The organism is Micromonospora sp. DT233 (assembly GCF_049841815.1).
Classification (GTDB): domain Bacteria; phylum Actinomycetota; class Actinomycetes; order Mycobacteriales; family Micromonosporaceae; genus Micromonospora.
The window spans coordinates 1-11,610 of the sequence record NZ_JBNCLB010000008.1 but is presented as its reverse complement, the minus strand read 5'-3'; the positions used below and the strand labels follow the sequence as shown (position 1 = coordinate 11,610).

The following is an 11,610-nucleotide window of genomic DNA, read 5'->3' as shown; positions in this document are numbered from 1 at the left end:
TATCCATCCCCGCCCATGCCGGACGCCCCTGCTTCTGTCGGGGTTGCGCCGTCAGCACGCCCCTGCTTCTGTCGGGGTTGCGCCGTCAGCGCGGAGGATCGGGATCACCGGCCCGGCGGCGCGATGGACGTGCCCGTCCGGTCGGCGGGGCCGCCTCAGGTATTCGGACCCTGGGCCCGCCACCTCAGGCGGCGGGCCCAGTGCGCCGCGTACGCAGCCGGCGAAGGTCCGGATCAGCGTGCAGTCGGCCGGGCGGTCGGGGACGTGGACGGGCGCGGGGGCCGGGCCGTCTTGCTCGGGCGGGGGTCCGGGTTCGCGGACCTGGACACGGTCGGCGCCGGGCGCGGGCTGACGTACGTGGTCGGGCGCGGGCCGGCCGAGGTCGGCCTGGTGGACTCGGACGCGCTCGGGGCCGGTGCCGGGGTCGCCTCCTGCGACTCGATCGGGCCCGGTGCCGGGGCGCTGGTCGCCGGCTGTGGCGACCGGTCGTGGTCGTCGCCCCGGTCGGCGAACGCGAACGGCGCGCCGATCAGTACGGCGGCCAGCGCTCCCGCCGCACTCGCCGCCATGGTCCGGCGGCGGCGGTTACGCACGCGTCGCTCCGCCTCGTTCAATGGGTTGTGCACAGTCGGTGCCTCCTCGGCAAGTTCGGAGAGGGTGGAGCGGAGCAGGTGTTCGAACGGGTCGGTCATCGCAGCAGCTCCAGACGTTCCAGATTCGGCAGGAGTTGACGCAGGCGGGTGACCGCGCGGTGGGTGCGGCTACGCACCGTCCCCACCGAACAGCCCAACAGCTCGGCGACCCGGGCCTCCGGCAGGTCTTCGTAGTAGCGAAGAACCACCACCGTGCGCTGCGCCGGCGGCAGCTGCCGCAGCGCGGCCCGCAGCGCCAGCCGAAGATCCGCCTGCGCGCTCGGATCGCTGACCATGGGCTCGCCCAGCCCGATCGGTGCCTCCCGACGCCGACGCAACCACCGCCACCAGCTGACCTGCTCCCGGTACATGACCGCCCGCAGATACCCCTCCGGATCGGCGTGGCGAATGCTCCTCCACTTCGGAATCGTCTTCGCCAACGCCGACTGGAGCAGGTCCTCGGCGGCGCCCCGGTCACCGGTGAGCAGGTAGGCGACCCGCATCAATGCCGGCGTACGGCTCGCCACGAACTCGGCCAGCCGCGCCCGTTCGTCTTCGTCCACCCCGCCACCCTCGTTTCCTCGTTCACCCGTTACAGACGTTCGAGGACCGGCCCGCTATCCCGAGTTGGCCGACGAGTCTCGTGCGGGCGTCCTCGCCGACTGGATCGAGTCGCCGCAGGGCAGGGCGGCGGTCAGCTCCACAGCTCGCCGTGGAAGTCCTCGTCGTCGTCGGGCGGCAGCGGCGTCTGCCACCAGAGCTCGATGAGATATCGCTGGGTGGCGTCGCGCCCGTTCCGGTGGACCCGGACGCCGTACACCCCGGCCCTCTGCGGCAGCATGATCTCCGCCGCCGCCCCGGCGGTGATCTGCTCGACGAGCAGTTCTCCGGTGGGGCAGTGCAACTGAAGCTGTCGGTGCCCGTCCCACGCCCCGGGGTCCGGCGCGGGCTCGCCATCCCAGATCCGCAGCTCAAGCCCCACCCGCAGCGGATCCGAGGGCGTCGGCACGGTGAGCCGGTACGTGGACGCCCCGGCTACGTGACCCTTGGCAGCTTCGTACGACTCGTCGTCGTCGCCGGCGTCGCACCACGCGTCCCGCAGCGCGAAGTGGCCGTAGAGGATGGAGACGGCGGCCTCGTGCCGGGCGAGAAGTTCCATGGCCCCAGAGGTTGCCACCGCGCTGCCGAGTCCGCCAGGTCGATCGCGCCCGTCGACGCGGCGCGGCACTGTCGTGTCAAGGGTCCAGCCGTTCGCAGCACGAGTGTGTGGGAATTGGCCTGGCCGCCACATAGGAGGAGTCGGGAAAGACCCTCGTCCCGCGCCCGAGGAATAAGACCGTGACGGAGTACCTGATCACCTTCAACGATGAGTGCTCGCGACCGTGCTTGACTGGCCGCAGGAGGTGCATCGGTATCGCGGTCCCGGACAGGCCCGACGTAACGGTGCTGGGGAGAGGCGAGCGGGGTGCCGAATACCGTTGACCGTCAGCGGGCCTTAACCTAGCGTCCGCTCGATGACGTATCAGTTCCATCACCTCACGCTGCGCGTCAGCGACCTGGGGCGGTCTCGCCGCTTTTACGAGGAGATCCTCGGGCTGCGGGTCGATCAGGATTTTCCGGGCGAGAAGCTGCGGTTCAGGCTGGGCGGCACCTCGACCAGCCTGGTGCTTCATCCCGCCCTGCCCGGAACGCCTTCCGGCGACCGCTTCACCGAGGCAAGGATCGGCCTGGACCACATCGCGATCGGCGTGCCCGTGGGTGAAGTCGCACGCGTCGCCGAGGTGCTCACCGCGAACCAGGTCCCGAACAGCGGGGTGAAGGCCGACTCGAAGGGCCCGGCGATGGTCGTCTTCCGCGATCCGGACAACATCCAGTGGGAGCTGTTCGAGGAGCGGTAGGTCGTTCCGATCGCGGCTGGTCTCGCGGGCTTCTCTGGGGCCCCACAAGATCAGGGGCGCCGGGGACGAGAACGGCCCAGGTACGCGCGCTCGCCGACGAATCGGCCGAACCCCGGACCACTGGGAAAATCTGGACCTGCCCCGTTGCCTCGAAGCCGCGTCCCGCTGAATCGGCAGCATGGACGGCTGGGCCCGCAGCCAGGGCCGGGAGCTGCCCGAGCAGCCCACCCGGGCGCTACTGGCAGACGTCCTCCGGGCCGCCTACGTCTACGAGGAGCGGGAGCGACGCTGGCGCTCGTCACCGCCCCATGTGCTGGTCACGGCCATGCCGACGCCTGGCGCGATACTCAAGGACCCAGTGGGCGACCATGAGGGTCCACGTGGCCGGGAACAGCACCGCGCCGATCCACCGGGCCGGAGTGCGCCAAGTAGCGGGCGTGACCTCCGCGAGGTTTCCTAGTCCCAGGAGAGCGTAGAAGCCCATGCACGCTGCCGCTGCGGCCCACAGCCAAGGGTGATGCATGGTCCGCCCGAACAGCCGGACCGTTGACCCGTGCCGGCTGTGGACCACCACCCAGGCAGCGCACCCGATCAGGGCGACAGCGGCGCTGGCGAGCAGGATGTCCACGGCCGTCGCGCCCGCCTCGTAGGTCGTCACGGGCAGCACGGTAGTGGCCGGACACCGGCTGAAGACCGTGGGGAAGGCCGAGCGCTGTGCCTCCGCTTTGTCGGTGACTACACCCTTTGGGGTCTCGTCTGCGCCCGCCACGCGAAGCGCGTCGGCCGGTACGGCCAACGCTACCGGCCTGGCCCGGACTGCTGGAGCGCGTTCGGTGGCACCCTCGAGATCGTCACGCCCGTGGTTCAGGGTGCGGTGCCGTGCTCAGCGTACGTAGGGCCTCCGCTGTGGCGGGCAACAATAGCGGTGCGGATCCTGCGGGTGAGCCGCGACGGGCCGTGCTGCTCCAGGGAATCTGCGGCCACGTAGCGCCAATCTGTAAGTTCCCCGTCCTTGAAGTGGATGGCCCGTTCCTGCTCCGCTGTGAGCGTCCCGCCGTCGAAGATGAAGAGCAGCTTGTCTCCCTCGTGCTCGGCGGGTGCCCAGTCAACGACCAGCATCGGCCCGAGTGGAGTCGTGAGGCCGAGTTCTTCTTCGACCTCGCGTTGGCACGCTGCACGGGGTGACTCGCCGGGTTCGACGTAGCCGCCTGGAATCTCCCAGTGGTTCTTGTAGCTGGGGCGTACGAGCAACACCCGGCCCTCGTTGTCGAAGAAGAGGACGCCGGCGGCGACGCGTGGGGTTGCCACGGGTGGCATCTCATTGGCCGTCACCAGGGCAGCGTAGATGGGCTGGGCTGGCACGCCGACGCTTGTAATCCGCCTGGCGCAGTCACCGGGTAGCGGGTGGTCAGTGTCCGCGCTACGGAGCGTCACGGCAGGACCGGTCTTTCGACGTACGGTCGTGCCGATGTGCACGCACCGGCCCCGCTGATATCAGAGAGATAGGCTGCGGGCGGCGCTGATAAGGAACCGGACGCGAGGAGGGCACGTGGAGCGCGGCGAGCTTTGGTGGGCTCAGCTCGACGAAAAGCGGCCCGTCGTGCTGCTCTCGGGGGGCACGGGGCCGGAATTCCTGGTCATGCAGGTCGTCGAACCGGCCACCCCCTCCCAGAAGGTTGGTTTCGTCCTGATGTCTGGCGAGCAGGCGGTCGATGTGGGCGTGCGGCGCCGGATCCTAGAGGAGGCCGGGCCGGACCAACGCGCCATTGGCATCGAGGTCCTCTTCGGTGCTGAGGAGGGCCTTGAGGAGGGCGGCGTGGTTCGCGTGGCGCTGCCCAGGGACGGCAGAATCTTCTGCACCTGGGGCACGACTGTCAGCGTGGAGTTCCTGGTCGAAAGGATTGGCGTCCTAACTCCGGCCAAACAGCACGAACTGGACGTCGCCCTATCACTCGCCGGCCGGGAGTGACTACGCCTCGGCCTGAGGCTGTTGCAGCCGCCCCCCGATGGCCAATGCTGGTGGTGCGAAATCCGCACCGTTCCTACAAGGCGTTGAGGTGGCGTGCCCATGGTCACGTGTCGCGGCTCTGCCGCAGATGTCGTCACTCCCTGGTCGACGTAGGCCACGCCACCACGGCTACTGAACTCGTCTGCCACAGCCGCGATGATCGCCCTAGCCAGGCAACTGTAGGCGTGAGCTATGGCCCGCAGATGGCCCACAAGATCAGAGCGGGGAGTGGCCGACCGGTCAGGGATCGAGTAGACCGCCTCTGACCTGGGCAGGAGGTTGGTAGAGCGGGCGACGAGAATCGAACTCGCACCGTCAGTTTGGAAGACTGAAGCTCTGCCATTGAGCTACGCCCGCATGCGACCGCTCTCCGCGATCGCTTGGACATCATACCCGGTGCCCCCACCCGGTCGCGCATCCCTGCCTCCCCGCCCGCACCCGTCCAGTACCCAAGATCCGCTCATCTTCGGGGAACGTGCTGCCTCCCCGGCGCGCCCAGGCAGCAACTTCCCCGAAGATGCTGCCTGCCGAGGGCGGGGGAGGGGGAGGAAGAGCGGGGGATCTTCGGGGTGTTAGGGGCTCCCCGGCACTTCCGGCAGGCGGGGACGGCATACACTTCTCGTCGCCACGGGGTGTGGCGCAGCTTGGTAGCGCACTCGCTTTGGGAGCGAGGGGCCGTGGGTTCAAATCCCGCCACCCCGACTGTCGTCCGCGACCGGGTCGCTCCGGGTGCCGCCCGAATTCGGTGCGGTGCTCCGGGCGCTGCCGGAGGGCCGCGCCGGCTCGCCTACACTCGATGGGCTGAATCCACGCCCAGACTCAACTGAGATCCGTCAAGGAGTACGCCTGTGAAGAGCACCGTCGAGACTCTGAGCCCGACGCGCGTGCGGCTCGCCATCGAGGTGCCGTTCGTCGAGCTCGAGCCGAGCCTCAAGAAGGCGTACCGGGAGATCGGCCAGCAGGTGCAGGTTCCCGGCTTCCGCCGGGGCAAGGTGCCGTCCGCCGTGATCGACCAGCGGGTGGGCCGGGGCGCCGTCCTCAACGAGGCGGTGCAGGAGGCCATCCCCGAGAACATCCTCGCCGCGGTCCGCGAGCACGACCTGAAGACGCTCGGCCGCCCCGAGGTCGAGATCACCGAGTTCAACGACGGTGACTCGCTGAACTTCACCGCCGAGGTCGACGTCCGCCCGGAGATCACCCTGCCGGACCTGAGCACCGTCGAGGTCACCGTCGACGAGCTGCAGATCGACGACAGCGAGATCGACGAGCAGGTGAAGAACCTGCGCGAGCGGTTCGCCACCCTGAAGACGGTCGAGCGGGCCGCCGCCGAGGGCGACTACGTGCAGCTCGACCTGAACGCCACGGTCGACGGCGAGGACGTCCCGGGCGGCTCGGCGACGAACATCTCCCACGAGGTGGGCAGCAAGCAGCTCCTGCCGGGGCTGGACGAGGCCGTGGTCGGCCTCGCCGCCGGCGAGAGCACCACCTTCACCACCCAGCTCGTCGGCGGCGACTTCGCCGGGCGCGACGCCGAGGTGGCGGTGACCGTCCGCACGGTCAAGGAGAAGGAGCTGCCGCCGCTGGACGACGACTTCGCCCAACTGGCCAGCGAGTTCGACACCATCGCGGAGCTCCGCGACGACCTGCGCGAGAAGGTCAGCCGCAACAAGCGCGTCGAGCAGGTCTACGCGGCGCGGGACAAGGCCCTCGCGCAGCTCGTCGAGGCCGCCGAGGTGCCGGCGCCGGAGGGCGTGGTCCGCGAGGAAGTCTCCAGCCGCAAGCAGGCGATGGTCGACCAGCTCGAGCGGATCGGTGCCTCCCTGGAGGAGTACCTCGCCGCCGAGGAGAAGACCGAGGAGCAGATCGACGCCGAGCTGAACGAGGCGGCGACCGACGGGGTCAAGATCCAGCTGCTGCTGGACACCCTGGCCGACGCCGAGGAGGTGCAGGTCTCCGACGACGAGTTCGGCCACGAGATCGTGCACCGCGCCCAGCGCGCCGGGATGCCCCCGCAGCAGTACTACGACCAGCTGGTCCGCTCCGGCGCGGCGGGTGCCGTCTTCGGCGACGTGCGCCGGGGTAAGGCGCTGGCCTCGGTGATGGAGCGCATCAAGATCAAGGACACGGCGGGCAACGAGGTGAGCCTCGACGCGATCCGTGCGGAGAGCGGCGAGACCGAGGGCCACGACCACGACCACGAGCACTGATCGCCGGGTACGGCCGCCGTCCACCGCTGTGGTGGGCGGCGGCCGAAGCCCTTTTCCGGGTCGTCCGCGAGGGGCTGCGCTGAGAGCGAAAAGCACCCCGACCGGGACTGTGCCACCCGGACGAGCGGTTAGTGTCGGTGAAGACGGTACGGAGAGCGAAGGGCTGCCATGACCGACATGCACATCCCAAACAAGCCGCTCCGGGCGATCGAGGCCCGCGGTGGCGACAACATTGGCAACCTCGACGACTCGGTCTACAACCGGTTGCTCAAGGAACGGATCATCTTCCTGGGCAGCGAGGTGACCGACCAGGTCGCCAACCGCATCTGCGCGCAGCTGCTGCTGCTCGCCGCGGAGGACCCGGACCGCGACATCAACCTCTGGATCAACTCGCCGGGTGGCTCGGTCTACTCCGGCATGGCGATCTACGACACCATGCAGTTCATCGACAACGACGTCTCGACGGTGGCGATGGGCATGGCCGCCTCGATGGGCCAGCTGCTGCTCTGCGCGGGCACCAAGGGCAAGCGGTACGCCCTGCCGCACGCGCGGATCATGATGCACCAGCCGTCCGGCGGCATGGGCGGCACCGCGTCCGACATCGCCATCCAGGCGGAGCAGATGCTCTACACGAAGCGGATGTTCCAGGAGCGGGTCGCGCACCACACCGGCCAGACCCAGGCGCAGATCGAGGCCGACTCGGACCGCGACCGTTGGTTCACCGCCCAGGAGGCCATGGACTACGGCTTCATCGACAAGGTGATCACCGGAGCCACCCAGGTTCCGGAAGGCGCCGGGACCCTGAGCTGAGCGAGGAGCTGACGATGACCGACCTGAGCCTGCCGCCACAGTTCGCGGCCGTGCACAACCGCTACGTCCTGCCGTCGTTCGTCGAGCGCACGTCGTACGGGGTGAAGGAGTCCAACCCGTACAACAAGCTCTTCGAGGACCGGATCATCTTCCTCGGCGTCCAGGTGGACGACGCGTCCGCCAACGACGTGATGGCGCAGCTGCTGACGCTCGAGGGCACCGACCCGGACCGCGACATCACGATGTACATCAACTCGCCGGGTGGTTCCTTCACCGCCATGACGGCGATCTACGACACCATGCAGTACATCCGGCCGGACGTCTCGACGGTCTGTCTCGGTCAGGCCGCGAGCGCGGCCGCCGTGCTGCTGGCCGCCGGTACGCCGGGCAAGCGGCTGGCGCTGCCGAACTCGCGGATCATCATCCACCAGCCGGCGACCGAGGGCGGTTACGGGCAGGGCTCGGACATCGAGATCCAGGCCCGGGAGATCCTGCGGATGCGGACCCAGCTGGAGGAGATGCTCTCCCAGCACTGCAACCGGCCGGTCGAGGCGGTCCGCAAGGACATCGACCGTGACAAGATCATGACGGCCGAGGAGTCCCGCGACTACGGGCTGATCGACACGATCCTCACCAGCCGCAAGAAGGGCCTGCTGGCCGCCAACGCGGCCCGCTGAGGCGAGCAACGGGTCGGAGGCCGGCCGGAGAGCTTCCGGCCGGCCTCTGACACGCCCGATTTGGGGGTCGGAGAAACCCCCGCCAGCGGGTAACGTCGGGTCCGTACCGCTTGAGTCGGTTCGGTCCGGCGAGGTGGTACAGAGGCGGACGGAGCGCAGTGTCCGCAGGTCATGGCCGGCTCACCGGCCGATGAGTGCAGGGAGAACGTAGGTGGCACGGATCGGTGACGGCGGCGACCTACTCAAATGCTCCTTCTGCGGCAAGTCGCAGAAGCAGGTCAAGAAGCTCATCGCGGGCCCAGGGGTCTACATCTGCGACGAGTGCATCGATCTCTGTAACGAGATCATCGAGGAGGAGCTGGCCGAGTCCGGCGAGGTGAAGTGGGAAGAGCTTCCCAAGCCGATGGAGATCTGCCAGTTCCTCGACAACTACGTCGTGGGCCAGGACCAGGCCAAGAAGGCCCTCGCGGTCGCGGTCTACAACCACTACAAGCGGATCCAGGCCGACGCGGCCGGCGCACCGGGTTCCGGCAGCGACGCCGTCGAGCTGGCCAAGTCCAACATCCTGCTGCTCGGGCCGACCGGCTGCGGCAAGACACACCTGGCGCAGACCCTCGCGCGGATGCTGAACGTCCCCTTCGCGATCGCCGACGCCACCGCGCTCACCGAGGCGGGGTATGTCGGCGAGGACGTGGAGAACATCCTGCTGAAGCTGATCCAGGCCGCCGACTACGACATCAAGCGCGCCGAGACCGGCATCATCTACATCGACGAGGTCGACAAGATCGCCCGCAAGTCGGAGAACCCGTCGATCACCCGGGACGTCTCCGGCGAGGGCGTCCAGCAGGCCCTGCTGAAGATGCTCGAGGGCACGGTGGCCAACGTCCCGCCGCAGGGCGGCCGCAAGCACCCGCACCAGGAGTTCATCCAGATCGACACCACCAACGTGTTGTTCATCTGCGGTGGCGCCTTCGCCGGCCTCGACCGGATCATCGAGGCCCGCACCGGGCACGGCGGCACCGGCTTCGGCGCCCGGCTCCGGTCGGTCTCCGACCGCTCGACCGACGACATCTTCAGCCAGGTGATGCCGGAGGACATGCTGAAGTTCGGCCTGATCCCCGAGTTCATCGGCCGGCTCCCGGTGATCACCAACGTCCGTAGCCTCGACCGCTCGGCCCTGGTGCGGATCCTCACCGACCCGCGCAACGCCCTGGTCAAGCAGTACCAGCGACTCTTCGAGCTCGACGGCGTCGAGCTGGAGTTCGAGCAGCCGGCGCTGGAGGCCATCGCCGACCAGGCGATGCTGCGGGGCACCGGCGCCCGGGGCCTGCGCGCCATCATGGAGGAGGTCCTGCTCTCCGTGATGTACGAGGTGCCGAGCAACCCCGACGCCGCCCGGGTGCTGATCACCCGCGAGGTCGTGCTGGAGAACGTCAACCCGACGATCGTCCCGCGCGAGTTCACCGGCCGGCGGGCCCGCCGGGACCGCGAGGAGAAGTCCGCCTGACCCGGCGTCCGTATCGATGGGGGGCGCGGCTCCGGAGCCGATCCGAGGCTGTCGTGGCGGCGCTTCCCGTCGTACTCTGATGCCCATGCGTGTCGCCGTCTGCCAGCTCAACGCCCGCGACGACCGGGCCGCCAACCTGGCCGCCGCGGAGGCCCTGCTGGTCCGGGCGGCCGAGGCCGGCGCGGACCTGGCCGTCCTCCCGGAGTACGTCGACTACCTGGGCCCCGCAGCTGACATGCCGGCCCCGGAGCCGGTGGACGGCACGGTGGGGCAGTTCTTCGCCGGCGTCGCCCGCCGGCTCGGCATCTGGCTGGTGGCGGGCTCGTTCCACGAGCTTGGCCCGGACCCGGAGCACACCTGGAACACCTCGCTGGTCTTCGACCGCGCCGGCACGCTGGTCGCCACCTACCGCAAGATCCACCTGTACGACGTGGAGATCCCCGGTCGGGTCTCCTACCTGGAGTCGGCGACGGTCGCGGCCGGCGAGAAGCCGGTGGTGGTCGACGTGGAGGGCCTCCGGGTCGGCCTGTCGATCTGCTACGACCTGCGCTTCCCCGAGCTCTACCGGCAGCTGGCCACCGAGGGGGAGGCACAACTGCTGGTGGTGCCGGCGGCGTTCATGGCGCACACCGGGCGCGACCACTGGGAGGTCCTGCTGCGGGCCCGCGCCATCGAGAACCAGTGCTTCGTCGCCGCCGCCGGTCAGGTCGGCGACCACGAGCCGGGGCGTACCTGCTTCGGTCGCAGCATGGTGGTCGACCCCTGGGGGACGGTCCTCGGCCAGGTGCCGGACGGCCCCGGTCTGACCGTGGTCGACCTGGACCTGGAGCGGCTGCGGACCATCCGTGCCGAGTTGCCGAGCCTGGCCAACCGCCGCCTCTGACCGGGAGACCGACTGCACGGCCAGGGCCGGTGCCGGCCACCTCAGCCGGCGGGCCTGACCGCACGGCCCCGCCTGACCGTAGCGCGGTCTGACCGTAGCCCCGGCGCGGCCGGTGGAAAGCCGAGTCCGCTGGTCGGTCCCGGCGCAGAGCCGCTCGATCCGGCCGGGGGCCGGTTGGTCGGAGGGCGCTCGGCCAGCAGGGGCCGGTCGGTCAGCGCTGGAAGAGGACCCCGAGCACGGCCAGGCCGGCGATGGCCGCGGCGGTGACCAGCAGCGCCGTGCTCATCCGGGACGGCCCGCGGCGGGCCAGTCGGCCGACCGAGACCAGGATGACGACCAGCACGACGGCCCCGATGACCAGCTGCCAGAGGGGCATCAGCAGCCCCAGCAGCGCTTCCTCGGCCAGGGTGGTCGCCGTAAAGGGGGAGGAGTCATCCATGACAGACACTCTGGCACGCCGGCGCCGTGAGCGTGGGCGAGCCGAGCCGACGGATCGGTTCCGAGCGACGTAGCTCGCAGTGACGAACGTTGATTTGCCTTCCGGTGGCGGTACGCGTAACTTTCTCTCTGCAAGCGCGAGGCCGGACAAACCGGCCAAGAGCAAGCGCCAGGATCGTGGCGGAGACGCCGAGCGAGGCTGGTTCCGGGCGGTGCGAAGATCTCCGGTGAGACGGAGTTGCAATCGCGAAGCCGACCGGCTAGAGTGCTAAAGCCGGCAGGAGCCGGGCGGGTGGCCGCGAGAGCGGCGATCGGCCGGTCTGCGGCTTCCCACGACAGTAACGACCGCCAGTGATGGCGTGCGGTGCCGTGGTTCGATCGAGACAGCGTGGAAAATCTTGGCAACGAGGTTGTCTGCGGAGGTCTGATCGGGTAGGTTGGACAGGTTGCCCCGGAAGGGGCTCCCGCGATGCGGGGGTTTCGGATGGTGTGTGGTTGTTCTTTGAGAACTCAACAGGGTGCTTGATAAGCCAGTGCCAATTATGATTTA

At 69.2% G+C, this 11,610-nt stretch carries 13 protein-coding genes and 2 tRNA genes; 8 read left to right on the top strand and 7 right to left on the bottom strand.

Annotation, left to right across the window (positions count from 1 at the left end; all coding sequences use genetic code 11):
- Positions 1-233: 233 nt before the first annotated feature.
- The 3 genes from ACLQ2V_RS18445 to ACLQ2V_RS18435 all read right to left on the bottom strand — a co-directional run bounded on the left by ACLQ2V_RS18445 (position 234) and on the right by ACLQ2V_RS18435 (position 1,791).
- Positions 234-692 carry a hypothetical protein gene (locus ACLQ2V_RS18445; protein WP_425719749.1) on the bottom strand — a complete coding sequence of 153 codons (459 nt, stop codon included), beginning with the start codon at positions 690-692 and terminating at the stop codon, positions 234-236.
- On the bottom strand, positions 689-1,195 hold the full coding sequence (locus tag ACLQ2V_RS18440) for a SigE family RNA polymerase sigma factor (RefSeq protein WP_425719748.1): 507 nt from the start codon (positions 1,193-1,195) through the stop codon (positions 689-691). Before ACLQ2V_RS18440 ends, ACLQ2V_RS18445 begins: the two co-directional genes overlap by 4 nt.
- Positions 1,196-1,326: 131 nt before the next feature.
- On the bottom strand, positions 1,327-1,791 hold the full coding sequence (locus ACLQ2V_RS18435) for a hypothetical protein (RefSeq protein WP_425719747.1): 465 nt from the start codon (positions 1,789-1,791) through the stop codon (positions 1,327-1,329).
- 355 nt (positions 1,792-2,146) lie between these two features.
- Between ACLQ2V_RS18435 and ACLQ2V_RS18430 the strand changes: the two genes are divergently transcribed.
- Positions 2,147-2,530 (top strand): VOC family protein, encoded by a 384-nt coding sequence (locus ACLQ2V_RS18430; RefSeq protein ID WP_425719746.1) that lies wholly within the window; start codon positions 2,147-2,149, stop codon positions 2,528-2,530.
- A 298-nt stretch (positions 2,531-2,828) separates the two neighbouring features.
- On the opposite strand, the gene ACLQ2V_RS18425 is transcribed toward ACLQ2V_RS18430, so the two are convergent.
- Positions 2,829-3,188 (bottom strand): hypothetical protein, encoded by a 360-nt coding sequence (locus tag ACLQ2V_RS18425; protein WP_425719745.1) that lies wholly within the window; start codon positions 3,186-3,188, stop codon positions 2,829-2,831.
- A gap of 206 nt (positions 3,189-3,394) precedes the next feature.
- Positions 3,395-3,847: an NUDIX domain-containing protein gene (locus ACLQ2V_RS18420; protein ID WP_425719931.1), complete on the bottom strand. Its 453-nt coding sequence runs from the start codon at positions 3,845-3,847 to the stop codon at positions 3,395-3,397.
- A gap of 232 nt (positions 3,848-4,079) precedes the next feature.
- Between ACLQ2V_RS18420 and ACLQ2V_RS18415 the strand changes: the two genes are divergently transcribed.
- Positions 4,080-4,499, top strand: a complete 420-nt coding sequence (locus ACLQ2V_RS18415) for a hypothetical protein (protein ID WP_425719744.1) — start codon at positions 4,080-4,082, stop codon at positions 4,497-4,499.
- Positions 4,500-4,824: 325 nt separating this feature from the next.
- Here the strand turns inward: ACLQ2V_RS18415 and ACLQ2V_RS18410 are convergent.
- Positions 4,825-4,895, bottom strand: a tRNA-Gly gene (locus ACLQ2V_RS18410).
- Positions 4,896-5,166: 271 nt separating this feature from the next.
- Here ACLQ2V_RS18410 and ACLQ2V_RS18405 point away from each other — a divergent pair.
- The 6 genes from ACLQ2V_RS18405 to ACLQ2V_RS18380 all read left to right on the top strand — a co-directional run bounded on the left by ACLQ2V_RS18405 (position 5,167) and on the right by ACLQ2V_RS18380 (position 10,622).
- A tRNA-Pro gene (locus ACLQ2V_RS18405) sits at positions 5,167-5,240 on the top strand.
- A gap of 146 nt (positions 5,241-5,386) precedes the next feature.
- The gene (gene tig, locus ACLQ2V_RS18400; protein WP_425719743.1) at positions 5,387-6,745 is read left to right on the top strand and encodes a trigger factor; all 1,359 of its coding nucleotides are present in this window, start codon (positions 5,387-5,389) and stop codon (positions 6,743-6,745) included.
- A gap of 168 nt (positions 6,746-6,913) precedes the next feature.
- Complete coding sequence (locus tag ACLQ2V_RS18395; RefSeq protein ID WP_425719742.1) at positions 6,914-7,555, top strand: ATP-dependent Clp protease proteolytic subunit; 642 nt, start codon at positions 6,914-6,916, stop codon at positions 7,553-7,555.
- Between the two features lie 14 nt (positions 7,556-7,569).
- Positions 7,570-8,232 (top strand): ATP-dependent Clp protease proteolytic subunit, encoded by a 663-nt coding sequence (locus ACLQ2V_RS18390; RefSeq protein ID WP_425719741.1) that lies wholly within the window; start codon positions 7,570-7,572, stop codon positions 8,230-8,232.
- Positions 8,233-8,443: 211 nt separating this feature from the next.
- A complete protein-coding gene (clpX, locus tag ACLQ2V_RS18385) occupies positions 8,444-9,739 on the top strand; it encodes an ATP-dependent Clp protease ATP-binding subunit ClpX (RefSeq protein ID WP_425719740.1) in 1,296 nt (431 codons plus the stop codon).
- Positions 9,740-9,824: 85 nt separating this feature from the next.
- Positions 9,825-10,622 carry a carbon-nitrogen hydrolase family protein gene (locus tag ACLQ2V_RS18380; protein WP_425719739.1) on the top strand — a complete coding sequence of 266 codons (798 nt, stop codon included), beginning with the start codon at positions 9,825-9,827 and terminating at the stop codon, positions 10,620-10,622.
- Positions 10,623-10,833: 211 nt separating this feature from the next.
- Here ACLQ2V_RS18380 and ACLQ2V_RS18375 read toward each other — a convergent pair whose 3' ends face one another.
- Positions 10,834-11,061, bottom strand: coding sequence for a hypothetical protein (locus tag ACLQ2V_RS18375; protein WP_425719738.1), 228 nt, complete (start codon positions 11,059-11,061; stop codon positions 10,834-10,836).
- Positions 11,062-11,610: the final 549 nt, after the last annotated feature.

What these genes read in the sequence shown, in the direction of transcription:
- ACLQ2V_RS18430 (WP_425719746.1), top strand. Translation starts at nt 2,147, where the DNA reads ATGACGTATCAGTTCCATCACCTCACGCTGCGCGTCAGCGACCTGGGG.
- ACLQ2V_RS18420 (WP_425719931.1), bottom strand. Translation starts at nt 3,847, where the DNA reads ATGCCACCCGTGGCAACCCCACGCGTCGCCGCCGGCGTCCTCTTCTTC.
- ACLQ2V_RS18380 (WP_425719739.1), top strand. Translation starts at nt 9,825, where the DNA reads ATGCGTGTCGCCGTCTGCCAGCTCAACGCCCGCGACGACCGGGCCGCC.
- ACLQ2V_RS18390 (WP_425719741.1), top strand. Translation starts at nt 7,570, where the DNA reads ATGACCGACCTGAGCCTGCCGCCACAGTTCGCGGCCGTGCACAACCGC.
- ACLQ2V_RS18445 (WP_425719749.1), bottom strand. Translation starts at nt 692, where the DNA reads ATGACCGACCCGTTCGAACACCTGCTCCGCTCCACCCTCTCCGAACTT.
- ACLQ2V_RS18435 (WP_425719747.1), bottom strand. Translation starts at nt 1,791, where the DNA reads ATGGAACTTCTCGCCCGGCACGAGGCCGCCGTCTCCATCCTCTACGGC.
- ACLQ2V_RS18395 (WP_425719742.1), top strand. Translation starts at nt 6,914, where the DNA reads ATGACCGACATGCACATCCCAAACAAGCCGCTCCGGGCGATCGAGGCC.
- ACLQ2V_RS18375 (WP_425719738.1), bottom strand. Translation starts at nt 11,061, where the DNA reads ATGGATGACTCCTCCCCCTTTACGGCGACCACCCTGGCCGAGGAAGCG.